Source organism: Mesorhizobium sp. M0166 (assembly GCF_040322255.1).
Lineage (GTDB): Bacteria > Pseudomonadota > Alphaproteobacteria > Rhizobiales > Rhizobiaceae > Mesorhizobium.
Genome location: NZ_JAMYTD010000065.1, coordinates 1 through 22,211 on the forward strand (window position 1 = coordinate 1; position 22,211 = coordinate 22,211).

The window sequence follows — 22,211 nt, forward strand, 5'->3', positions numbered from 1 at the left end:
CCGCTAAACACGGGGGCTGCGCGGCGGACACGCCGACGTCACAGCTACTGCCACGCCATTTTTGCAGAACTTGACGCACACAACTAGAATACCGGTCTGACGCAAACTCTGTGGCGACGATCGAGCGCCGTCTCTCCTCCCTGGCGTGGAATTATACGCAGCGTGGCGAGCCGCTCGATCGAAAGGACCGCCATATCGCCACCGTGCCCGCCGGCATCCGTAACAGCCACGCAAAACCGTCTGTGCAGAATGAGGCCATACTTCCCGAAGACCTGATCGCCATGCTGGAGACGGTGCTCCGCAAGACCCATCAGGTCGCCCCAGGCCAGAGCAACCGGCTCGTCCCCGGGGAGGACGAAACGGTCGACCACTCCGCTTGTTCGACTTGTGTTCGGGCGACTATCCCGGCTTCTATGCATCGCGCTTCGGCGCGGCGAGCTTTGTCCAACGCGCCAAGCCTTTGAACCGAATCGCTGTAGACGGAAGTCGCGGCGAGCTTCGCGTTGTTGATCGGAGCATCGAACCAGGCGTCGTATCCGCGGTATCCACCCCATCGTCTGTCGCGCAATCTGTTGGCGAGCGCGTCCTCAGCCGTTCGATCGCGGCCGTCTTTGCCGCAAACTATTATATGGCGGCCGCCGATGCCATTCGGGCGCGCAATATCTCAGGGGTTGAAGGATCGTCGATCAGTTTTCCGATGTCTTGGCGGGCCGCGATGATCTGCACATGACCCTACAAAGATTGCGCGTAGTAGGAAATACTGGTGCAACTGGTCACCCCAGGCGTCAGGATAATCGTAGAACCAATCGAACGAATGCACGCATCGCGGTTTGCCTATAGCACTGCTCTCCTGTCCCGATAGCGCAAATTCGCGGTTACCTCCGGCCACGAACAGTCGGACCAATTTTATTTGTAGGTTAGACCTTCGTCCTCGGCAAGATTGGCCAAGCGATGACTCGCTGCTGAATTGCCGGCCCGCGCGTGATGAGCGCGAAGGCGTCAGGTGCCCCCGCCGTCAAGACTCAAGCCGCAACGTAATCAGGCGGGAGTGCCTTCCGCTAGGTGGGGATGGACTGGCCGCCGAAGTCAGAAGCAGCAAGCCTGGAGCATAATGGAAGACCTCGACCATGTGAAGCAGGCCGTGAAGGGCGACCTAGCCTATTTGCAGGCACCTGCTCAAAGCCGCGACATGAAGCCAGCCGCCAGCCTGCTATGTTCGACAGCAATCGTTCAGCTTGCTGCCGCCGACCGTTTGAAAACGATGGTCACCTTCGTCCCTTTGTTGGCGCTGGACTCGACAGCTAGCTGCGCCTTGGCGTTCTCGGTCAGCGATCGCGCGATCAGCGCTCCGAGCTTGCCTGGTTTGGGCCACACCTCGCCTTCCGGCAGGCCGATTCCGTCGTCCGCCACTATAACCCGGCAGCCGTCGCCATCGACGACGCTGTGCAGTGTTATCGTGCCGCCATCGCGGCCCCGGAACGCATGCTTTAGTGAATTGGTCAGCAATTCGTTTACGACCAGCCCGGCCGGCATGGCGACGTTTATTGACACGGGATATGTATCCACCTTCATATCCAGCCGGATCCCCTCGACTGCATGCGAGCTCATCACCGCGGACGCGATCTGGCTGAGATACACACCAAGGTCGACCTCTTCCTTCGGCTCGTCGGCCGTTAGCGTCTGGTAGAGGATCGCCAAAGCGTCGACGCGACCGGCGAGGCGCTCAAACCGTCTCCGGTCGGCCTCGGTAGCGTTGCGGCTTTCCAGCCGGATCAGTGCGGTGATCATCTGCAGGTTGTTCTTCACCCGGTGCTGCAGTTCGCGCAGCAGCGTGTCTTTCTCGCTGACACGCTCCTCGGCCGAGCGCTGATCTCCCGCCTCGCCGTGAGCCGATACGTCGACCAGGGCCACCAGTCGGAAGCAAACCTTGCCGTTGTCGTCTTCGATCACGTTGGAATAAACGTCGACGATCGCGGGTTTGTCCTCGCCGCGCTCCAGCCTGAAGGTGCCGACCAAATCGGTTCCCTCGACCACCGCCTCGGCTAGCGGCCTGTCCTTTTGCTGATGGAGGCCCGTGCCTAAAAGGGCCGCCCAGTTTTCTTGGGTGAGCCTGGCGGCCATCAGGCCTGAGAGTTTCTCGAATTCCGGATTGGCGTAGACCACGCGCTCTTCACCGGCAAGGTCCGAAACGGCTATGGCGATCGGCACCTGGTCGAGGAATTTCTTGAACTGTTCGCTTTCCAGTGCGGTTGCAAGGTCAGGTGTATCAAGTAACTGCTCGACCGCCTCAGCCTTCTCTGAATCCGATGTCATTTGCGCGCCTGTTCTGTGCGGATGATATCAACAATGCGGCGAGCCCGCCATCGCCAAAACTGGAGCTGCATCTCACGTTTCGCATCACGCATCTGACAACCAGCTCTGCATCGCGTAACGGCCGCACGTCCAGCATTGCGACCGGCCGAAGGAGAGCGGCAAGGATCGGCTAGAATCCAGGTGCCTGGAATGTCGAAGCGACCGGTCAAGTGGGTACGCTGCGGAAGATCGATAGAGCAGGCATTCAGGGAGAATGAGTTCGCGTGCCGGCCTCGGCGATACGTGCCGACACTGTCAACCTCATGACCGCATGCGGGCTGAAAGAGCAGCGCTTCGCTCCAGCGGTAATTCAGGCCGCTAGCTGCCTAACTGCGGCAAGCCCATCGATCGTGTATGTTGAGACGCTATTGCCGATGCCTAAATATCGAACCCGTCATGGCAATCGTTGTGACGGGAAGCGCTCGCTTATGGGCTGTGCTGGAATGCGCATGAAGTATACGCCTGTGCGCCGCTTCGTTGATCTCTTGGCCTTCGAGGAAGTCGTCAATCTCATCGTATGTGAGACCGGGACGAGGTTCTCCAGGTCGGCGGTCGGGATCTTTTCAACAAGATCAGACGGAGCGCCCAGATACACTGCCAAGGCGCGAACTCTGCGCTTGTTCAGCCCGGAAAGAGGAAGAATGTCTGCGGCACCATCGCCGAACTTGGTGAAGAAGCCCATCAAGGCCTCGGCTGCTTCGAAGCGACTTCTGAAAAAGAAGTGTGGGTTTGCTCTCATACCCTTTGCTGAAAAATGTTGTCATAGAGCGCATGGAATGCCACGCGCTTCGAATCGGAGTAGCCATCCGGGAAGCCTGAAGCCCCTTTGAAGCGCATGTCCGGCACCTATTCATAGCGTGGATGACTTTGATCGAAACAAACGATTTCATAACTCTTCGGAAATCTTGCATGGACAAAAGCACGTCCGCACCGGTCACCCATCCAAAGGAGAAAATCTTCCATGCGCCCTGACGTGCAGTGGAGGTCGTGCCGAGAAGTGAGTTGCAACTGGCCGATCATGTCGGCGGTTCGACGCTAGTCGTCCCCAATGTTCCTGAGCTGCGAAGTCTTGCAGGCGAGCCAGCTGCCCAGCGCGATTCTGCTTGTGGCGGGCTTTTTGCCGCAGGCAGTCCGCTCGTTTGGGCAGCGGATTGGAGACCCGGCCGGCAGCGCTACCATACAACATCAGCGCACTTTACATCTACGCGGTATTGCCGGGCTTCCAGTCGGTGCCATGTTTGGCCGACGAATGACGCGATGCGGCCTCCTGCACAAGCGAAGGCGTTATCGGATGTGCGACCGGGAAGCAGGCGGACAGTGCAGCACATGTCAGTCGCCTGTGCGACGGTCTTTCGGGGAATGAAATCGGGCCAGTTCACGGCGCGGCATTATTCGTCAACAGCCGCCCCTTCGCAAGGATATAGGCAGCCCGCGTCACAAGTTCGTGCTGCAGATGAAAACGGCATCGCCGGCATGCAAGTCAGCAGCCGCTCAAGATTCGATGATCCAGCCAAGCTCTCGGCGTCATGGAATGGCAGGCGCCACGATCGAAGCATCTCATGTTGATTCAGGCGGACCCTTATGAGGCGTTCTTTGATGCCGGTGATGCCTGACAGGCGGTTGCAGCTGCAAGCGACAACGCGGCCTATTTAGTTGGAAACGGTCTGAGGCAGGCCAATTTGGCTTGCCCGTCACTATGTGGAGAAAGAAATGCTGTGTCTAGGAATTAGCGGCGGACTTGACCAAGTCCATGAAAACCGATTCGAGCTTCGGAACGCCTTTATGCACGATGGCGCCGCGGTGCTCGTCCGAGACGGACGGGTGATAGCAGCCGTCGAAGAGGAACGCCTCAATCGGATGAAACACTCCAACAAGCTCCCAATTCGTTCGATTCAATACTGTCTGTCAGCGGCGGGGGTTCAGCTCAACGACATTGATCGTGTCGCGCTCTACGCCAGCGAGCCCTATGCCAACGCCATGCTTGAAGGTATGTCCGCATCCCACCCGGACATTCTCTCCATTCCGTTGGATGCTAAAACGTTGGTGCAGGATCTGTTAACCCGTGAGTTCGGCACTAAGTTGGACAGTTCGCGTATTTCATTCGTAGGTCATCATCAGGCGCACGCCGTGAGCGCCTTTGCAATGTCGGGCTTCGAACAAAGTCTCATTCTAGCGATTGATGGCTCTGGTGATTTCCTATCGGGCCTCTTGGCGGTAGGGTCTGGCACAGAAATTACGCAACTCGAGGCTTTCCCCGAGAACAATTCTCTTGGGCTGTTTTATCTCGAGACGATCCGCTATCTCGGCTACGGCTTGTTCGACGAGTATAAGGTAATGGGACTCGCGCCCTACGGCGACCCCGCTCCCTATCGCGAGCTCTTCGAGCAGTTCTACGAGCTCTCCGCCAACGGCGGTGGCTACCGTGTTCACCTCGACCGCATCGGTCCGGCGTTGCTCCGCAATATCGAGGTCAGGCGAAAGGGAATGCCCTTCACCCAGCAGCATCGAGATGTGAGTGCGTCACTGCAGGAAGCGCTTGAGCGGATCGTGTTCCACATTCTCCGGCATCACCGTGAGGCCACCGGCATGAAGCGGTTGTGCCTGGCGGGGGGGGTGGCCCACAACTGCACGATGAACGGTAAGCTGCTGTATTCAGGGCTTTTCGAAGACATTTTCGTGCAACCCGCGTCTCACGACGCTGGCTGCGCATTGGGAGCTGCGCTGATAGTCTCTAACGAGATGGGCCGCCCCGCGCCGTGTGAGCGACTGCAGGGGGTCTATTGGGGTCCTGATCTCGGGAGCGAGCGCGCCGTGCAACAGGAACTGAATGCATGGGCCGGACATCTCGAGGTTGAACGCTCTGATGACGTGGCAAGCAGTGCAGCCGACTGGATCGCCAACGGCGCCGTGATCGGCTGGGTGCAGGGTCGTTCGGAGTTTGGGCCACGTGCGCTGGGCAACCGCAGCATTCTTGCCGACCCTCGGCCCGCCGCAAACAAGGACCGGATCAATGCGATGGTCAAGAAGCGCGAAGGCTATCGGCCCTTCGCGCCATCTGTGCTGGAGGAGGATGCGAGCGAATTTTTCGACCTCCCGGACGGTAGGCACGAATTTCCATTCATGAATTTCGTCGTTCGCGTGCGTGACTCAAAGCGCGCCTTGCTCGGTGCCATCACGCACGTCGACGGTACCGCTCGCCTGCAAACAGTATCGCGCAACGCCAATCCCGCGTACTGGGAGGTCATCAATGCGTTCAAGAAGCGCACAGGCACTCCAATTCTGCTCAATACGTCCTTTAACAACAATGCCGAACCGATCGTGGATTCGGTTGCAGACGCGATTGCCACCTTTCTGACGACAGAGCTGGATGGACTTGTGGTCGGGCCCTTCCTGGTAAAAAAGCGGGCTGCAACGCTGCAGGATTGGACTGCGCTTGCGGTTTCGTTGCCGCCCTATGTGTCCCTCCATCAAACCCGCGCTTACAAAGCGCCAGATCGTCGGGAGACTCACTGCGAGATCAGCACGACCCACTTCAGCAGTGACAGTGTACGAATTTCACACGACTTGTTTAATCTGCTGATGCGGATTGAGGGCGAAGCCGTGTTGGGAGATCTCCTCAATACAATTGCGCCGGATCAGGCTAAGCGTGAAGCTCTGATGGAGGGCCTGCTACGGCTGTGGGAGCAGCGCCTCGTTCGATTGCATCCCTCACAAGCTGCTCGCATGGATCAAGACTGCGATCAAACGCTGGACCAGCATAACAGGCTCTCAGCGTGATAGAGGTGCCGCTATCCAAGCTCGGCGAATAATGGTGTTCATCGATGCCGCCTGCCACCTCACCGCTGGCAGGCAGTCGACTTCATCACAGGGTTGATTCGTCCACTTCACCTTGGACGACCGGACGCGCAGAAAAAAGCGGCTGCGGCGGGTCCTTGCTAGCGACCGTGATGCGGGACCACAGCGACAGGGCGTGCCCGAGACGGTCAATGCGGCCGGCGGTGTCGTCGCCGGCGGCGACGGTCGCATTCAGGATCAGCATCGACCAAAGAGCGAGGCCACTGCCGTTATGCTCCGAGATCTGGGGACGGCGGCTTGGCGATCACCGTCTACTCGGCGTTGCCGAACTCACTGCATGCGAGACCGTGACGAAGCCCTTCACATTGCGGGTCGGGACATAGCTGGCTTTCTTGGCGCGCTACCATCGCTAGAGATGCAGACTTCGCCCAACAGCTCCTGCTGGAGCGCGGCTTGGATCTGATGGCAGAATTCTTGCGGAGACGCGGACAAAGTGGGGAGCACTCCAACCTACACACGCGTCACCGGGCTATCAGTGTTGACCGTATAATCTTCGGAATGGCAATGGCATATTTTACAAAGCACGACGGCAATCAAATTATATACCGCAGCTGGGAAGAGCCGGAACAGTCAAGCGCAAGGATGAGAATTTTGGTCCTCAAGCTTGATCATGTCGGCGACTTTTGGATGTCTCTAGGGCCTCTAAAGGACCTTCGTCAGCGTTTTGCGCATGCCCACATTACGCTGGTGGTGGGAAGCTGGAACATCGCTACTGCAAAACAGTTCGACCTCGCCGACGATCACGTTGCTTTTGACTTTTTTCCTCGCAACCCAAAAGTCAAAACGCGCAAAGAAGCCGCGGACATAAGGCCGCTGCTGACCGGCGAGTTTGATCTTGCCATTGATATGCGTGTTCCGGAAGAAACAAGGCCGATCTTGCTTGAAGTTCCCGCCAGGCACCGTGCGGCGATAGTTGATCCGTACAGCATGCATCAGATCGATATTGCGATAGCGCCATTCAATCTGAAACTGCGCAGAACCATTTTCTACAAGCTGGTCCAAAAAATAGGGCTTGCTAACAAAATCCCCCGTAGATGGCTTGATTGGTTCATTGACCGTAAGCAGGTGCGTCTCCAGCATGTGTCAGAAATCCTCCTCTTTCTGGTCGCAAAGGCAGCTGCCTATTTCGAAAGCGGAGCGGGTCACCCACAGAATTCGACTACAGGCAATGCCCCGATTGTCGTGGCTCCGTTCTCCAATTCCAGCCTGCGAGATTGGCCGATTGAAAGTTTTGGCAAAGTTGTCGCTGCTCTTTCGACCCGTGGTGAGGTGGTCCTCGTTGGCCGTGGCGAATGCCTGGAAGCGCTTGAGGAGGTTGCGAAGATAGCTAGGGAACGTGGAGCCGCGAACATTCGGACGGCTGTCGACTTGTCAGAATTGGAATTCAATTGTCTCGTGAATTCGGCCGCGCTCGTCGTTTCGAACAATTCAGGCACCGGCCATGTCGCTGCCCAGCTTGGCCGCCCTACTATCGGCATTTTCACGGCGTCACATCTACCGGAGATTTGGGGGTTTCGAGGTCCCTTGGTCAGCATGCTTATGAGTGTTATTGAATGTCGCGGATGTGGTCTGGACCAAGTGCGGCATTGTCCGGTCAAAGTCCGATGCAAGTTCGACATCACGCCGGATCTCGTGATTGCCGAGGTAAACGCCTTGATGAATCATTGTAAGGGTACGGCACAAGCTTAGTGGCTCGCGGTCACCACAACCGCGATTGCCCAGCCCTTGTCGCTGATTCAATCGCTACAATCATCTAAAGGCCGAAATTCAGAATCGAATCGACTTGTTCGAAGGACCGCAGTGGCGATGTCACATTGGCCGACAGGTGGCATAGAGCGGCGCCTGAGAATGAAAGTGCCGCCGCCCAGCCTTCATAGCCGTTCCTCCTTTGTGGCGTGACGGCCCGAAAGTCGCCATCGCGTCAGATGTTCATCAGGTTCGGGATAGCCGGGGCTCGTCCGGCGACAGTCATGGCAGCGACTTCGCTTCTGGACCCGCTCATCCGGCCGCCAAAAACAAATGCACTTCCTAAAGCCGTAATTGATCCGCCGGAGCTGACCAAAGCCACCTTGCTCTGGATTGCGGCAATGGCGACTGGGGCGAGAAGCCGAGAAGAACCGATGCGGCGAGAAATCCTGAGACCATCCGCCACGAAACGTCGCCAGGGAACGTAGTATTGCGTTCCGCGTTACACTAACGTATATACGTTCGCAGCACAGGAGCGCGCCATGGCCACCACACCCACCAGGAAGGAAGCACCCGTCTCGATGCGGTTTCGCGACGATGATCTCACCATCATCGACCGCGGCGCGGAGCTGCTCGGCCTGTCGCGCACGGAGTTCATGCGGCGCGCCGCGCTGCACGAGGCGCAGGCGGCCATCCTCAACGAAACCGTCATCCGCGTGTCCCGGGAAGCCTATGACGCCTTCATGCAGGCGATCTCAGCCCCGGCCGCTGCGCCCCCGGCGAAGGCGGCCGAGCGGCTGCGTCGGTCCCCGCCCTGGGACAGCTAGGTGGCGCTTTCAGGCATCGAACTCCTCGACCACGCACACCGCCTCGACAGCTTCGATTGCGGCAAGCCGGCGCTCAATGCTTGGCTGGCCGGCTTCGCGCGAACGAACCAGGCCCGCGGGTTTACCCGCGTCCTGGTCGTTCACGACGAGGGAACAGTCGTCGGGTATTACGGCCTCGCGCCGGGCGTGATCCAGCCAAATAGCGCACCGCGCGCCATCCGCACCGGACGCCCGCCCGATCCGATCCCCTGCCTGCTGATCGGACAACTCGCCGTCGACCACCGCTATGCCGGACAAGGCGTCGGTAGCGGCTTGGTCAAGGACGCGCTGTATCGCTGCGTCGCCGGCGCCGACATCGTCGGCGGCCGCGCGGTGGTGGTGCGGGCGATCGACGCCGAGGCAGAGCGCTACTGGCAGAGCTGGGGCTTCATTCCCGCGCGGGACAATCCGTCGGTGCTCATGCGCTCGATCCAGGACGTGAGCCTCTGGCTGGCCGACAAAGGCCACTAGCTCCGCGCGCGTAGCGCCTCCGGAAGCGGCAGGTCTGCGCGCCGGCCTGCCGCCGACCGGGCTCTAGTTGCGGCGTCCCGCCGCTCCCCGAGCCGGCTTCGCCGTCTCGGCGTTCGGGTGACCCCTCACGCAGGGCCAGAGGGAGACGGCGGTCAGAGCGAGGGAGCCCTGGAGAGAAGGGAAAGTCATGATGTCGATGATATTCATAGGGGGTTCACGCGAGATATTTGAGCTGCCGGAACCTGCCATCGCTCGGATCCGCCCAATCGTTGTTGCCGTGCACGGCGTGCTGATTGGCGACGCGTCTGGAGCCGATGCCGAGGCGCAGGGCCTGCTCGCGGGCTACGGCTACAAACATGTCGGGGTCTTCCATGCGGCCAAGGAACCCCGCAATGATCTGGGCGACTGGGCTGCCTACCGGGTCCCGTCTCCTGAAGGCGCTAGAGGATACTGGATCTACGCCGCCAAAGACCGGGAGATGGCGCGCGCCGATTTTGGGATGATAGTCTGGGACGGCGCATCACCCGGCACGGCCGTCAACGTGCTTCGGCTCGCCATGGCGAACAAGCCGAGGTCATCTACGATCTGGCCAGGGGCAGCATGGCGACTACGCACCATGTCGTAGACTGGTGCGCCATTGCTCCGCGATGCCGGTCCAGACATTCGGCGCGCCAAGCCGAAGCCCGCATGACGCCAGGCGAGCGCCTGGCGTTGCCGGGATGATGTACGCGCGGTCCCGGCGGGTCCAACGCGATAGGCTTGATCCGGCCCCGCGCCCCCAACTCCACTTGTATGAACGGCCGGGGCCGGCCCTTTTCGAAACCGGCTCACCGCCGCGTGGCGTTGTGCAGGATGATTGTCTTGACCCGTCTCGCATCTGAAGCGGGTGCAAGCCTGCCGCACATGCCGCTGCTTGGTCATCCAACCTGGCTGCGAGGCATCGCTACCGTGGGGCGTGGCGTTCGCTGCCAGTCGGCTCCGATCTCCAAACCGCTGTGCCGCCATACCGAACACGCAAGGCGGTTTAACCGCCAGGCTGCTGTTCAAGGTATTAACGACGCAGGCGGCATGACCGCAGAGGCTGGCGGGGTAAGCAGCTTCCATCGATCCGGCGGCATTGCGGATGTAGCTGGCGATGGCGGCCTGAGTTCTTGTCCATCTGCCGCATAGCGGGTGGTCAGATGCTGGTCGCGTTTCCGGCGAGCCGAAGCATTTGTCTCTCAAGGTCACCCGTTGGAAATCCAGCACCAGCGGCTTGTCGGGACAAGATAGTTGCTATTGGGATTTGGCCGCCGCAGCCGCGAGCATCGCTTCTCCCATCCCATTGACGCCTCGGGCATTCAGCATTTCACCAGCGTTCTGAATGTCGCGCACCTCTTTGTTCTGGCTGAGTTTTGATTTACCAACCAGGGTGGTGATCTCGATTTCTAGGGCGACGATCGCCTTCACCATCGTGTCAATGAAGTCCTTCGGCGCGTCGCCCATCTTCCACGGGGCAGGCTGCGAGGCTTCATGCATGTGAGTGAGCTTCGCCACGTTACGGCGCACACATAGCGCTCATCATCCCGGACAGTGATGCGTCCGTGGGCGTGGACGACGAGATAGTTCCACGTCGGCACCTGGTTATGGAATTCATGCTTGCTTGGATACCAGTTCGGCGAGATGTAAGCGTCAGACCGTCGAGCTCGTCCCGGACCGCATGGCGCTACGGCGTCACCTCCAGCCCGGCGAGAAAGTCGTCATTGTCCGTGAGGGTGACCGCCGCCTCTATGGTGAGAATATTGATCGCCGGCAACTTATGGCGCCTGCCGACCTCAAATTCGTTGAAGTCGTGCGCCGGCGTGATCTTGACCGCGCGGCTGCCTTTCTCCGGATCAGAATACTCGTCCGCCACCACCGCGATCCTGCGGCCGACGATCGGCAGAGGATGAGGTTCTTGCCGACAAGATGCCGGAAACGCTCGTCGTCGGGATGCACCGCCGACCGCCATATCGCCCAGCATCGTCTCCGGGCGGGTCGTCGCCACGGTGATGAAGGTTTTAGGATTTTCCGGATCCAAAACCTCGCCCTCGACGGGGTAGCGGAAATGCCAGAGATTGCCGTTGACCTCCTGCTGTTCGACCTCAAGGTCGGACTCGCGGTCAAGAGCTTCGGGTCCCAGTTGACAAGCGCTTGTCCTTGTAGATCAGGCCTTTCCTTGTAGAGCGTGACGAACACTTCGAGCACCGCCCTGGACAGGCCCTCGTCCATGGTGAAACGTTGTCGGCTCCAGTCGGCCGAGGCCCCAGCCGCTTCAACTGGTTGAAGATCGCGCCGCCGGATTCGGCTTTCCACTCCCAGACTTTCTCAATGAACTCGTCGCGCGTCAGGTCACGGCGGTGGATCTGCTTCTCCATAAGCTGGCGCTCGACCACCATCTGCGTGGCGATGCCGGCGTGATCCATGCCGGGCTGCCACAGCACGTTCTTGCCGCGCATGCGCTCGAAGCGCACCAGAATGTCCTGCAGCGTGTTGTTGAGCGCATGGCCCATGTGCAGCGAGCCAGTGACGTTCGGTGGCGGGATGACGATGGTGAAGGCTTCCGCGCCCTCCTCGGCGCCTGCGCCGACACGAAACGTCTTTTGAAGCGTATTATGTTTTTTGTGCATAGACCAACGAGTTGAACGGCGGCCCCATAAATCGCCGATGTGATAGGTCGGGCGAAGGCGTCCACCAGCTCGTACTTGTCAAGACGATGCCACCCTTGATCTTGCACCCGCCTCCGATACCAGCGATGCGCTGCGTCGTACGCTCATGCCTGTCAGGATGGGATGGGCGCTGCTAGCACCGTGGCAGTTTGACAACCCGGCCATCGGGGCGGTAGCACCGTCCAAGGCCAAGAGTCGCAGGGCAGACCGCACCCCATCGGGCTGCGCGACCCAGACCAGCTGACGCCCAACTGGCACACTCATCGCGCATCAGCACCGTGGATGCGACATCTACTTTGTTGCGAGCGCGATATCGGAACTTGGTTGTGACGCAGCTGTGCGTAAGCGCACCGCTGTCAGCAAGTGAGTGAGCGAAAGAACTACGTGGTGGAGGTGAGAAGTCATGCGGCGTCAAGATTCCCCGCCCTTTGCGGCAAACACACTGATCCCTCTTCAGAATCCGGTCTTTCGTTCGATCTGGACAGCCACGCAGATATCCAGCCTTGGCTGGCTGGTGCAGAGCGTGGCTATAAGCTGGCTTATGGCAACGATTTCAGCCTCCGATCTGATGGTTGCGCTCGTGCAGGCTGCATCGACACTGCCCGCCTTCTTCTTGTCGATCCTTGCTGGAGCGATTGCAGACAGCTTCAGCCGCCGCGGCGTGATGCTTGCCGGACATTGCCTGATCGCACTGGCATCCACGGCGCTGGCTCTCTCTGTTGGACTGGGCTTTGTCAGTCCATGGCTGATCTTGGGACTGAGTTTCTTGGCGGGATGCGGCTTTGCCTTGAATGATCCAGCCTGGCACGCCTCGGTCGGCGACATCCTGGAAAAGCGCGACATACCCGCTGCAGTGACGCTGATGTCGGTGGGGTACAACGTGGTTCGAAGCATAGGACCGGCGCTTGGCGGTGTAATTTTGGCTTTGCTGGGCCCCCTTACGGCTTTCGCCTTCGCTGCGCTGACCGACCTGGTCCCTTTCCTCAAGCCGATTCGGATCGATGTCCATCAGCGCGATCCTTGCGCCGCTGGTCGCCTCTTTCTGAAGGACGTCCGCAGCAATGTTTTTCATGAACACCGACGAACCAGCGCCAATGAAGGTAATCTTGGGCTGTCTCATATTCCGTCTTTCACTTTGATTTGTCCGATCGGAAAACCCGTCCGTCTCGAACTGCTAGAATGGGATGGGCGACTGTCGCCCATCCCGCGGCGCTCAGGGAGAGAGGCGCCGTTTACTGGAGAAGCGCGTTCGCCTCATCGTTGGCTTGCTTCAGCACTTCAGCCGGATCGCCCTCGCCCAAATTGATCTTGTCCACGGCGGTCTGGAAGATTGTGAATATCTGGTTGCCGTAGTCGCTGAGCGGGTACGCGAAGGTAGTCTCCGGCTTGGCAACATCGGTACAGGTCGAGGCCGCTGGCCTGGTGAGCCTTGATCGCCGCCTCGGTTCCTGACGGCAACGCCGGGAACACTACACCCGATTGGCCGACGACATCCTGGCAGGCGGCGCTGCCAAGATACTTGACCCATTTCCAGGCCTCGGCCTGATGTTCGGACGTAGCGGAGATGGAATCCGCGAGACCGTTCATCATCGAACGCCGACCCTCCGGACCGGCCGGCATTGGCGCGAGGCCGAACGGTCCGGGCGCGGTGCCTTTCAGCGAGGCGATCATCCACGACCCTTGTGGAGCCATGGCTACTTTGCCCGACACGAACAGTCCGGACGGGTTGAGACCTCCAGCCTGCGCCTTGCTGACGCCGACGCCTTTGACGAGCGCCAGATCGCGCAGGTAGGTGAGCGTCTTGGCGAGTGCCGGACTATCGTACTGGAAGTGCTTTCCGAACGGCTGATCAATATATTTGAAGCCTGCGGACGCGGCGAAGGCGCTCCAGGTATCTTGACCGAATCCGTCCCCGGTCGAGAGTAACCCGTAGGTCTTGACGTTCGATTTGTCGAAGGTCGGATCGTTGCCGCGTTTGCCGTTGGCATCCACCGTGAGCTTCGCGACGACCTGTCCGAACGTGCCACCGTCTTCAGGGGTTCCACGTCAGGTTTTTCAGTTCTTCCTCGGTCACGCCAGCGTCAGCAGGCGTCGGCACGACCACGCAAGCGGTCGTTGAGACGGTTCGCAGGCGGCTAATCCTGTCAACTGTCCGATCGGACAGGTGACGTAATTTAGCGCGGCTGCAACTATCCTTCTGAAGAAGGATAGGGGATCGCGCAAATGATTACGGTTCATGTCGTCAATGCGCTGAATAAGCACCTCTACGAAAACGAGTTTGACGAGTTTTTGCGCCGCCGGCACGACTTCTTCGTGCACCAGAAACGCTGGCGCCCTCCAAGCCCAGACGGTCGCGAACTGGACCAGTTCGACACGGACGCGGCGACGTACCTGCTGGGTCTCGAGGATGGTCGTGTGGTGACCTCGGCTCGATTGATCCCGCGCTTGCCAGCGTCCGCAAGATCCTTGGTATCAATCATTCGCTATTGGTCCGGCGCGGAACGCAACTACCGTTTATCGAAGGGATACCGGCACTTGAAAAGCAAACGGCGCGCATGTGCCTAGAAAAACTGACCTTAGGAGGATGAGATGAAAAAACTTGCTCTAGCTATCATCACAACCACGGCGTGGGCTGCGCTTACATCCGGTTCTCAAGCCCAGAAGGTGAATGTCTCAGGATGCGCAGAGAAGGGCGTTGAAAGCGGCTGTGTCGTGCTGAAAGATAAGGACAAGCTTTACAACATTACGCATGCCAGCCCGAAGCCAACTCCTGGCACGTACGGCACCGTGACGGGCACTGTGAGCGGTGACGCCGATCCCTGCCAGCAGGGCACCTTGCTCAAGGCTGCGGAATGGAAGCCCGACCCCGAGAAGAAATGCGATAACACCCAATAGGGCTGCGAGCGAACGGTCTATCGGTATCTAAAACAGAGTTGGTGAATCGAAAGAGTTATCCATGGCGCCCGCAGGTGACGACCGTAGTGGAAACGGTCTGAAGTCATTCTCCATCCACGCGCAGGACGAGCAATCCCACGCTACATTCACCGCGCTAGCAAAGGAGCAAGCAGCTCATCCAACGTTTGCCTTCCCGGCTGCGGCTACAGAATCTGTTGACCCTGAAACAGCAGCGAGGCGCTATCTGAACCAGGCGCTAGAAAGCAAACTGACGCCCAACTTTGTTGCCCCGACAACGGAGGACGCGGAAAGCCAATTCAAAACGATCGGGACCGATACCGTGCCCCTCACCGGCACGCGAACGGTAAAGTTCCGCCAAGCCTTCCATGATATCCCGGTTTACGGGTCGCTGGTCACAGTCGAACTCGATAAAAACAACCGATTGGTCAGCATTAACTCTTCGTTGGGCGAGCCAACAGGTGTGCAGGCACTAGCGAAAATTTCACCTGCGGAAGCGGCTAAGGCGGTCGTGAATAAGCCGCCCTTCAAGAAAGACCTTACAGGCATTGCTCCGCGACTTAATTACTACTACGTCGCTTCGCGGGCCAAGTGGCACCTCGCATTCATCTTTGAAGACGTACCTGTCACCCTATCGGAGCGAGGTCCTAAGAAGACGGGACGGATCGCCCCGCGTTACTTCGACTACGTCGTAGATGCGAAGACGGGCCGGGTGATTGCTGAGCTTCCGCGCACGCCCAGTATGGCGTCCGAGGTCCAGAATGCGATCGATGCCCGACAAATTCAGCGCAGCATCCGGGTCGAAACAATCGGCAATCGAAGCGTGCTCAAAGACACGGCGAATAACATCGAGACCTTTGATTTCCGGTTTGACGATCCAACCTTGCATGAAGCAGCTCTGCCTGGTCAGGAGGTGTCGCCGGTTTGGCCCCCTGGTGCGGTGAGTGCCCATGCAAACGCCGAGGCAGTAGCGGACTTTCTTCGCACGGTCTTGATGCGAAACAACATCGACAATCAAGGCGGCCCTATGAACGCAAGCGTGAATTGCGTGGTTTCGAGCGAGAGCCGTGACGGAAGGCAATGGTTCAACGCTTACTGGAACGGCCAACAAATGGTTTATGGCCAGGTTATGAGCGGGGGACAACTCCTGACGTTGGCCGCTGCTTTGGACATTGTGGGCCATGAGATGTTTCATGGCGTAACGGATAACACCTCGCGTCTCGAATACGCAGGGCAGTCAGGGGCGCTGAACGAATCATATTCCGACATATTCGGCATTCTCATTGCCAACCGAGGCCAGCCGGACCGGCGCCAATGGGACTGGAAGCTCGGTCAAGGTTTTGCCAACGGAGGAGGAGCATTCCGCGACATGTCAGATCCAGCTTCTCTTGGTCAGCCGGCGCATATGAATGACTTTAGAGTATTGCCGAATACGCAAAGAGGCGATTGGGGCGGTGTTCACACAAACAGTGGAATACACAACAAGGCTGCGCATTTGATAATGACTGCTGCAGACAATGCCGGCTTCGTTTTCGACGTGAACCAGGTGGCCGGTATTTTCTACATCGCCGTTACCCAACAGCTCTCACGTACATCACAATTTACCGACAGTCGAAGAAGCGTGCTTAGCGCAGCACGCACATTGTTCAGGAATCTACCTGCTGACCAATTGGCGCGCCGCGTATCCGCAATTGAGGCTGCGTTCGACGCTGTTGGGATCCAGTGACTGCCCGAGGCAGGCGGGCAAACCGTCGCCGATTGGAACGAACGTCGACATCTTCTTGGGAGGACGGAATGCTGAAAGTCATTCATCTAGCGGCGCCTCTTTTGCTATCGTCGGCACTGCTTCAGGGCGCGGCGGTTGCTGCGCCGGCGCACAATTATTGCCAATCGTCTCCGTTGCGTTCGGACGCCGTGGATTTTCCGAGTAAGCATGCCTGGCATCTCTTCCTCATGCTTAACCACCCGGCCCTTGACCGAGCAATTGCAAGAGGACAGGCCGACTGCACGAAGCCCATTGACCTGCCCGGCAGCACTGCTGTTGGGAAAGTTGGCGCAACGCAGGCAAAAATGATGTTCCTGGAGAAGTGTTCTTGAAGGATGCGTAGAGCCGCCCGATTGGAACGACAATTCGTTGAAAGACGAAAAACCCGGCTCTGTGCCAGCGGCGGCAGTGGACGCGATAACTGTACTGGGAAACATGGAGGCATTCGCCTCAAGCACGGCGGATGTTTCGTTCCACGACCTAGCAATCATTGACAGGAAGCATCCCCAATTCTCCCCGGGAGACGGGGTCTTCGAGGGACACGGTGCATTCGGCGAGACTCGCATGAATCGAGCCACGTATGAATTCATAAAAAAGAATTGCCTGTGGAGCGTCAACGGGCTCCAGCGCTATGCCAAGGCTTTTCTAAAAGGAAAGTTTCCTCCAGGCTCGATCGAGGTAAAAGCGGCTTGGATAGATTTCGAAGCAGGTGCAAGCCCCAGATGCCGGCTTTTGCAAGAAAGGTGACGCAACCCGGGTACTCAATCCAACTGAGCGACGGTTCGATGGTCACCGGCACAGAAATTCTGCGCGATATTCATAAGTGGTTGGCAGCAAAGGCTCCCGAGCGGTCGGAGGATAAGCTGAGCTAGCTCACAGCCGAAGCAAAGGCAGGTTTTGACATGGCGCGGATACGTCGGAATGTATGGAGTTTGCAGCAGCCGCAGGACCAACTTTGCCGTGGTACGCGCGAGGCGTCGCCACGCACGGTCAGGGGGAATTCACTGAACGAGCGCTCCATATGCAAGTTGCAGTGACCTGCCGCTGAACTGTCATCCAGAAGAGGGGTCGAGGTAAGCGATGAAGCAGTACGAGAGCGACTACGCCAATCGCGATGCTGAGAGGCGGCGACTTCGCATTTACGCTACAGATCCAATGAGTGGGCGCCGAGCTCCGTATAGGATTGCGATCGAGGTCGACAACGAGCCCGATCTGATGCCGGGGCCACGTGGTTCGATCATTGAGGTCCATGACTATGACGGGTGGAATAATCAGTACTATGCCAGCGTGAACCTAAATGACCCTGCGCTGCTGATGGAGGGAGGTCTGCCGCCGAGTGAGTCAGACCCCAGATTTCACCAACAAATGGTCTATGCCGTTACGACGAAGGTGATCGACAGCGCCCGAAGGGCACTCGGCCGTCCGATCACATTCCATCGCAGCGAGACCCGCCCGCTACTCCGGCTGTTCCCCCACGCCTTCTTCGGCCGCAACGCGTTCTTCGACCCAACGCTCAACGCCATCCTTTTTGGCTATTTCCGCGCTGATGCTCAGTCGCCGGGGCAGAACCTTCCCAGCCAAACGATCTTCACCTGCCTCTCGCACGACATCATCGCTCACGAGGTCACCCACGCCATCGTGCATCGGCTGCGACCCTATTTCCTAGAGGCCACGAACCGCGATGTGCTGGCGTTTCACGAAGCCTTCTCAGATGTCGTCGCGCTATTCCAGCGCTTCTCCTATCGTGACCTCCTCGCCAACCACATTCAGGCCTCCGAGGGGAAGTTGCAGGAGTCGACCATGCTGATGGAGTTGGCACAGCAGTTCGGTCAGGCGATGGGGACGGGAAAAGGCCTGCGATCGGCGATCGACGACAGGCCCCACCCTGCCAAGCTCGCCCAGACATTCGAGCCCCATGCCCGGGGGGCAATCTTGCTGAGTGCGGTCTTCGCCGGATATGTAAAGGCCTTCGAAAACCGGACCGCTGACCTCGTCAGGATTGCCAGTGGCGGCAGCGGCATACTTCCAGCCGGGCGACTGCACCCGGATTTGGTCGATCGTTTGACGGCGGAGGCCTCGCACCTATCGGATCGCTTCTTGCGGATTTGCTTCCGTGCGTTCGACTACATGCCGCCGGTTGACGTAACCTTCGGCGATTTCCTGCGGGCGATCGTTACGTCCGACTTCGAACTCAATTCCGCCGATCCCGATGAAGTTCGCTTCGAGATCATCGAGGCTTTTCGGGAGCGCGGCATCTATCCAGTGGGCGTGCAGTCACTTGCCGAAGAATGCTTGTTGTGGCCAAGCCAACTCGAAGTGTCGGCAGCCCCGCCGCTTCCTCCAAACCTTCTGCAACTCGCCAGAGAGCTTCAAACCATTTCCGGACGAACGTTGGACCAAGCGCGATCGGTCCGACAAAGCAGGTCCCGGTCGACGCAGGCCGGCTCCTCGGAACGCATTCGGCAATATGAGACCAGCGTCATTGAATCGTCGACTGACGAGGAAGAGGCAGCGCCAAACACCGACTTCCAGTCCCGACTCTACGCTGCCCTCCATCAATACGCACTCAAGAATCATTCTGCTTTCGGCTTGGCACCCGAGCCGCTTCCGATCAGTGTAAGAGGCTTCCACAGTATTCAGAGGTTTGGGGCCGACCAGCGGCTTGTCATCGAATACGTCGCGCAATTCGTCCAAACAAAAAAGGCGGATGAACCCCATCTCACCGGCGGGCTGAACTTCAGAGGCGGGGCAACGGTTATCTTCGGCAGCGACGGGGAAGTTCGCTACATTGCGAGCAAGCCAATGCCATCGCCCGAGTTGTCGCATGATCTGAATGCGGCGGCTGAACAACGTCGACACGAAATGCTGGCTTATGTTGCCGACATGGATGCGCGCGACCCAAGAATGGCTGTCGCAGACAATAACTATCTGCGAAACCGTATGAAGTTGCGCTCCCAGTTTCGCGCCTTGCATGGGAGCCGGTGACGATGAGCGACCCCATTCGCATCCGAATGTACAATGTGGGCTTCGGTGATTGCTTCCTGCTGTTTCTGCCCACCGACAACGGAGTCCGAAAAGTACTCATCGACTGCGGTACCATCAAGCAAAATAGGCACCGAATCGCGAAGATTGCCAAGCAGGTGATTGCCGATATCACCGATCAAGATGACGTTCCGCGCGTAGACGTGCTGATTCTTTCACATAGGCACAAGGATCACTTGTCTGGCTTTGACGCAGAAGCATGGTCCAAGGTCCAGGTTGGCGAGGTTTGGATGCCTTGGGTCGAATCGCCGACCGACCAGGACGCGCGTCGACTCCGCAAGGAGCAGGACGCTGCAGCCCAAGGTATTCGAGCTGTAGCGAGTCTATTTGCCCTGGGAGACACGGTCACAGAAATCGCGGGAAACGCTCTGGACGGAGCTGACAATCTCGAGTTCGTGCGCACAGGTTTCGTGAAAGAGCCGAGCTATCTGCCGAAGGGGCGAGGGATCGTCGAGGAAGTTGAAGCGCCACTACTACCCGGCATCGATGTCTTCGTTATGGGTCCGCCTCGCGATCCGAATGCACTCAGAAACCCCCATCCACCGACGGAGCAGACCCTTCTTTCAGGCTACCTTCACGGGGTGCAGCCAGGAGGACGTGTCGCGCAGAAATTTCATCCTTTTGGATCCGATTGGGTAGAAGAATACCCAAACCGCATTGTTGATGAGGCCCAGTTGCAGCAGGCAGCATCGATGGTCGACCTCTACGAGCTGGCGGCCGCTGAACTTGATGCGGACATCAACAACACGAGCCTGATCCTAATGTTCAAGGTAGGGCAGCACTACCTGCTATTCCCGGGCGATGCCCAATGGGGGCCCTGGGAGAAGCTTTTCGAAGACGACAATGCTGTCGAGCTGCTTAAGAAGGCCAGCTTTATCAAGATCTCTCACCATGCGAGTCACAACGGGTCTCCAGCGACATTGATGCGCGAAATCCTAGGTGCCGAAAACCACCAGCAGGGCAAAGTCTATGCCATGATCTCTGTGACCACACGCGGAAACTGGCCCATCCCTCACGAACCGGTTTTGGCCCTCCTCAAGTCGCGCAACTATCCGTTTGTCCGCAGCGACGCATTTGTCCCGCAGCAGCAGGTAAAAAAGAATCGTGACATTTGGTATGAGCTGACCCTGCCGTAAGGGGCTTACGGCATTGGAGAATGGCCGTGTCTGGGCACTTCCTGCAGGGCAAGAGATTTGTGATCTGCGTCGAGGGCAAATGGATATCGACAAACGTGACCTATCCCAACTTGATGTCTGGCCGCACCAACTCGACGCCATAACGGCAGGCGAAGCCTATTTCGCATCCGGCAGCCCAAAAGGCTGTCTCATCCACATGCCGACGGGTACCGGCAAGACCGGCGTCATGGCCGTCTTGGCAACCCGACGGGCGTTCAGGCACTCGGCCCTGAAGCGGCCGTTGAAGGCTTCGATGTAAGCGTTGTCGGTTGGCTTTCCCGGTCGCGAGAAGTCGAGCGTGACGCCCCTGGTGTAGGCCCACAGATCGAGGTCGCGGGAGACGAACTCCGAGCCCTGATCGACCCGGATCGTCTTCGGATAGCCGATCCGGGGGCACACTTGTTCCAGCGTCCTGACCACATCCTCGGCACGATAGCTGAAGCGCGGCTCGAGCACCGGTACGTAGCGCGAGAACGTATCGACGACCGTCAGGACGCGGATCTTCTTGCCCGTCGCAAGCTGGTCGTGAACGAAGTCCATCGCCCACACGTCGTTGGGCTCGACGGCTGGTTGGCGGTCGTCTCGCAGCTTCGCCTTGACGCGCCTTTTCGGTGTCTTGTTCCTCAGCTGATGCCCTAAATCCCTGTAAATGCGATAGGTCCGCTTCATGTTCATATCCCAGCCCTCGCGCGTCAGCATCACATGCGCGCGCCGGTAGCCATACCGAACCCGCGTCGCACAGATGTCTTTGATCCGAGCTTCGATGCCGGCCTGATCGCGGCGGCGGGACTTGTAGTGATATGTCGAGGTGTCGAACTCCAGAACCCGGCATGCACGCCGGATCGACACGTTCCAGTCACAACAGGTCTCCGCCACCAGCTCGCGTTTGCGACCAGGCCTCACAGCTTTTGGCGGATTACGTCCTGCAGCATCTCCTTGTCCAGCGACAGGTCGGCGACCAGCTTCCTGAGCTTGCCATTCTCGTCCTCCAGCTGCTTCAGTCGCTTCATCTCCGTCGGCAGCAGCCCGCGATATTTCTTTTTCCAGTTGAAGTAGGTCGCCTGGCTGATCCCGGCACGCCGGCAGATCTCCGCCACCGGGTTGCCATCCGCTCCCTGCTTCAGAATGAACGGCTTCTGCGCGTCCGAAAACTTCGATGCTTTCATCGCTTCCGCTCCTCTCCCAGCCGGGAAACTACAGCGGAAAACTCCAATTCTGAACGGTCCAGTTTCTGGCGATCAGATCCTTCGCCGTTAACCTGGATTCGCAGCCCTGGGTCTCTAGCAGGCTTCTCTGATTGGGGTTGTTGAGGTCAAGCTCCTGTTTCGTTTTTTCGGACCGTGTCGCCCCGCGGGTCACTCGCTTCTCTTCGCGGTCGGCGCAGGGCCGCCGCATGATG

At 58.7% G+C, this 22,211-nt stretch carries 20 protein-coding genes and 6 pseudogenes; 15 read left to right on the forward strand and 11 right to left on the reverse strand.

Annotated elements, in window-relative coordinates:
• Positions 1-104 precede the first annotated feature (104 nt).
• Positions 105-308, forward strand: a pseudogene (locus NKJ46_RS32950) (integrase); the annotation flags it as partial.
• Between the two features lie 2 nt (positions 309-310).
• Here the strand turns inward: NKJ46_RS32950 and NKJ46_RS32955 are convergent.
• The 3 genes and pseudogenes from NKJ46_RS32955 to nadE all read right to left on the reverse strand — a co-directional run.
• Positions 311-568, reverse strand: coding sequence for an aminopeptidase (locus NKJ46_RS32955; RefSeq protein WP_352453904.1), 258 nt, complete (start codon positions 566-568; stop codon positions 311-313).
• A gap of 662 nt (positions 569-1,230) precedes the next feature.
• The gene (locus NKJ46_RS32960; RefSeq protein WP_352671303.1) at positions 1,231-2,313 is read right to left on the reverse strand and encodes a sensor histidine kinase; all 1,083 of its coding nucleotides are present in this window, start codon (positions 2,311-2,313) and stop codon (positions 1,231-1,233) included.
• A 404-nt stretch (positions 2,314-2,717) separates the two neighbouring features.
• Positions 2,718-3,049 (reverse strand): annotated as a pseudogene (gene nadE / locus NKJ46_RS32965) (NAD(+) synthase); the annotation flags it as partial.
• A 1,013-nt stretch (positions 3,050-4,062) separates the two neighbouring features.
• Between nadE and NKJ46_RS32970 the strand changes: the two are divergent.
• Positions 4,063-6,129 carry a carbamoyltransferase family protein gene (locus NKJ46_RS32970; protein WP_352671305.1) on the forward strand — a complete coding sequence of 689 codons (2,067 nt, stop codon included), beginning with the start codon at positions 4,063-4,065 and terminating at the stop codon, positions 6,127-6,129.
• An 85-nt stretch (positions 6,130-6,214) separates the two neighbouring features.
• Here NKJ46_RS32970 and NKJ46_RS32975 read toward each other — a convergent pair whose 3' ends face one another.
• Positions 6,215-6,391: a hypothetical protein gene (locus NKJ46_RS32975; protein WP_352457364.1), complete on the reverse strand. Its 177-nt coding sequence runs from the start codon at positions 6,389-6,391 to the stop codon at positions 6,215-6,217.
• A gap of 320 nt (positions 6,392-6,711) precedes the next feature.
• Here NKJ46_RS32975 and NKJ46_RS32980 point away from each other — a divergent pair, with 320 nt between their 5' ends.
• From NKJ46_RS32980 to NKJ46_RS32995, 4 genes are all read left to right on the forward strand, one after another.
• Complete coding sequence (locus NKJ46_RS32980; RefSeq protein WP_352453586.1) at positions 6,712-7,896, forward strand: glycosyltransferase family 9 protein; 1,185 nt, start codon at positions 6,712-6,714, stop codon at positions 7,894-7,896.
• A 539-nt stretch (positions 7,897-8,435) separates the two neighbouring features.
• Entirely contained in the window at positions 8,436-8,720 is a 285-nt protein-coding gene (locus NKJ46_RS32985; protein ID WP_352671308.1) for a type II toxin-antitoxin system TacA family antitoxin, read from the forward strand.
• Positions 8,721-9,230 carry a GNAT family N-acetyltransferase gene (locus NKJ46_RS32990; protein WP_352453588.1) on the forward strand — a complete coding sequence of 170 codons (510 nt, stop codon included), beginning with the start codon at positions 8,721-8,723 and terminating at the stop codon, positions 9,228-9,230.
• 190 nt (positions 9,231-9,420) lie between these two features.
• The gene (locus NKJ46_RS32995; protein ID WP_352671311.1) at positions 9,421-9,855 is read left to right on the forward strand and encodes a hypothetical protein; all 435 of its coding nucleotides are present in this window, start codon (positions 9,421-9,423) and stop codon (positions 9,853-9,855) included.
• 650 nt (positions 9,856-10,505) lie between these two features.
• Here NKJ46_RS32995 and NKJ46_RS33000 read toward each other — a convergent pair.
• From NKJ46_RS33000 to NKJ46_RS33010, 3 genes and pseudogenes are all read right to left on the reverse strand, one after another.
• Positions 10,506-10,748 carry an FMN-binding negative transcriptional regulator gene (locus NKJ46_RS33000; protein WP_352567081.1) on the reverse strand — a complete coding sequence of 81 codons (243 nt, stop codon included), beginning with the start codon at positions 10,746-10,748 and terminating at the stop codon, positions 10,506-10,508.
• Complete coding sequence (locus NKJ46_RS33005) at positions 10,676-10,849, reverse strand: FMN-binding negative transcriptional regulator (protein WP_352468507.1); 174 nt, start codon at positions 10,847-10,849, stop codon at positions 10,676-10,678. Before NKJ46_RS33005 ends, NKJ46_RS33000 begins: the two co-directional genes overlap by 73 nt.
• A 92-nt stretch (positions 10,850-10,941) precedes the next feature.
• Positions 10,942-11,878 (reverse strand): annotated as a pseudogene (locus tag NKJ46_RS33010) (class I tRNA ligase family protein); the annotation flags it as partial.
• A 442-nt stretch (positions 11,879-12,320) separates the two neighbouring features.
• Between NKJ46_RS33010 and NKJ46_RS33015 the strand changes: the two are divergent.
• A pseudogene (locus NKJ46_RS33015) lies at positions 12,321-12,896 on the forward strand (MFS transporter); the annotation flags it as partial.
• Here the strand turns inward: NKJ46_RS33015 and NKJ46_RS33020 are convergent.
• Both NKJ46_RS33020 and NKJ46_RS33025 read right to left on the reverse strand, forming a co-directional pair.
• Positions 12,897-13,037 (reverse strand): annotated as a pseudogene (locus NKJ46_RS33020) (family 4 glycosyl hydrolase); the annotation flags it as partial.
• 158 nt (positions 13,038-13,195) lie between these two features.
• A complete protein-coding gene (locus tag NKJ46_RS33025; RefSeq protein ID WP_502903491.1) occupies positions 13,196-13,909 on the reverse strand; it encodes an extracellular solute-binding protein in 714 nt (237 codons plus the stop codon).
• Positions 13,910-14,140: 231 nt separating this feature from the next.
• Between NKJ46_RS33025 and NKJ46_RS33030 the strand changes: the two genes are divergently transcribed.
• From NKJ46_RS33030 to NKJ46_RS33065, 8 genes are all read left to right on the forward strand, one after another.
• Positions 14,141-14,482, forward strand: a complete 342-nt coding sequence (locus NKJ46_RS33030) for an acyl-homoserine-lactone synthase (RefSeq protein ID WP_352671314.1) — start codon at positions 14,141-14,143, stop codon at positions 14,480-14,482.
• A 24-nt stretch (positions 14,483-14,506) separates the two neighbouring features.
• Complete coding sequence (locus NKJ46_RS33035) at positions 14,507-14,812, forward strand: hypothetical protein (RefSeq protein WP_352671316.1); 306 nt, start codon at positions 14,507-14,509, stop codon at positions 14,810-14,812.
• Between the two features lie 61 nt (positions 14,813-14,873).
• Positions 14,874-16,556 carry a M4 family metallopeptidase gene (locus NKJ46_RS33040; protein WP_352671319.1) on the forward strand — a complete coding sequence of 561 codons (1,683 nt, stop codon included), beginning with the start codon at positions 14,874-14,876 and terminating at the stop codon, positions 16,554-16,556.
• A 68-nt stretch (positions 16,557-16,624) separates the two neighbouring features.
• Positions 16,625-16,927 (forward strand): hypothetical protein, encoded by a 303-nt coding sequence (locus tag NKJ46_RS33045; protein ID WP_352671321.1) that lies wholly within the window; start codon positions 16,625-16,627, stop codon positions 16,925-16,927.
• A gap of 37 nt (positions 16,928-16,964) precedes the next feature.
• Positions 16,965-17,342, forward strand: coding sequence for a hypothetical protein (locus NKJ46_RS33050; RefSeq protein WP_352671324.1), 378 nt, complete (start codon positions 16,965-16,967; stop codon positions 17,340-17,342).
• Between the two features lie 333 nt (positions 17,343-17,675).
• Positions 17,676-19,580: a gluzincin family metallopeptidase gene (locus NKJ46_RS33055; protein ID WP_352671327.1), complete on the forward strand. Its 1,905-nt coding sequence runs from the start codon at positions 17,676-17,678 to the stop codon at positions 19,578-19,580.
• Positions 19,581-19,582: 2 nt separating this feature from the next.
• Positions 19,583-20,773 carry a ComEC/Rec2 family competence protein gene (locus NKJ46_RS33060; protein WP_352671331.1) on the forward strand — a complete coding sequence of 397 codons (1,191 nt, stop codon included), beginning with the start codon at positions 19,583-19,585 and terminating at the stop codon, positions 20,771-20,773.
• Between the two features lie 79 nt (positions 20,774-20,852).
• Entirely contained in the window at positions 20,853-21,071 is a 219-nt protein-coding gene (locus tag NKJ46_RS33065; protein WP_352671334.1) for a DEAD/DEAH box helicase family protein, read from the forward strand.
• On the opposite strand, the pseudogene NKJ46_RS33070 reads toward NKJ46_RS33065, so the two are convergent.
• Both NKJ46_RS33070 and NKJ46_RS33075 read right to left on the reverse strand, forming a co-directional pair.
• Positions 21,026-21,978, reverse strand: a pseudogene (locus NKJ46_RS33070) (IS3 family transposase); the annotation flags it as partial. The gene NKJ46_RS33065 and the pseudogene NKJ46_RS33070 sit on opposite strands and share 46 nt — an antisense overlap.
• A gap of 28 nt (positions 21,979-22,006) precedes the next feature.
• The coding region (locus NKJ46_RS33075; RefSeq protein ID WP_352671336.1) for a hypothetical protein at positions 22,007-22,211 on the reverse strand (205 nt) is incomplete at its 5' end.

Coding starts and splice junctions, on each gene's coding strand:
- NKJ46_RS32960 (WP_352671303.1), bottom strand. CDS start 2,313: ATGACATCGGATTCAGAGAAGGCTGAGGCGGTCGAGCAGTTACTTGAT.
- NKJ46_RS32970 (WP_352671305.1), top strand. CDS start 4,063: ATGCTGTGTCTAGGAATTAGCGGCGGACTTGACCAAGTCCATGAAAAC.
- NKJ46_RS32975 (WP_352457364.1), bottom strand. CDS start 6,391: ATGCTGATCCTGAATGCGACCGTCGCCGCCGGCGACGACACCGCCGGC.
- NKJ46_RS32980 (WP_352453586.1), top strand. CDS start 6,712: ATGGCATATTTTACAAAGCACGACGGCAATCAAATTATATACCGCAGC.
- NKJ46_RS32985 (WP_352671308.1), top strand. CDS start 8,436: ATGGCCACCACACCCACCAGGAAGGAAGCACCCGTCTCGATGCGGTTT.
- NKJ46_RS32995 (WP_352671311.1), top strand. CDS start 9,421: ATGTCGATGATATTCATAGGGGGTTCACGCGAGATATTTGAGCTGCCG.
- NKJ46_RS33000 (WP_352567081.1), bottom strand. CDS start 10,748: ATGCATGAAGCCTCGCAGCCTGCCCCGTGGAAGATGGGCGACGCGCCG.
- NKJ46_RS33030 (WP_352671314.1), top strand. CDS start 14,141: ATGATTACGGTTCATGTCGTCAATGCGCTGAATAAGCACCTCTACGAA.
- NKJ46_RS33035 (WP_352671316.1), top strand. CDS start 14,507: ATGAAAAAACTTGCTCTAGCTATCATCACAACCACGGCGTGGGCTGCG.
- NKJ46_RS33040 (WP_352671319.1), top strand. CDS start 14,874: ATGGCGCCCGCAGGTGACGACCGTAGTGGAAACGGTCTGAAGTCATTC.
- NKJ46_RS33045 (WP_352671321.1), top strand. CDS start 16,625: ATGCTGAAAGTCATTCATCTAGCGGCGCCTCTTTTGCTATCGTCGGCA.
- NKJ46_RS33055 (WP_352671327.1), top strand. CDS start 17,676: ATGAAGCAGTACGAGAGCGACTACGCCAATCGCGATGCTGAGAGGCGG.
- NKJ46_RS33060 (WP_352671331.1), top strand. CDS start 19,583: ATGAGCGACCCCATTCGCATCCGAATGTACAATGTGGGCTTCGGTGAT.
- NKJ46_RS33065 (WP_352671334.1), top strand. CDS start 20,853: ATGGATATCGACAAACGTGACCTATCCCAACTTGATGTCTGGCCGCAC.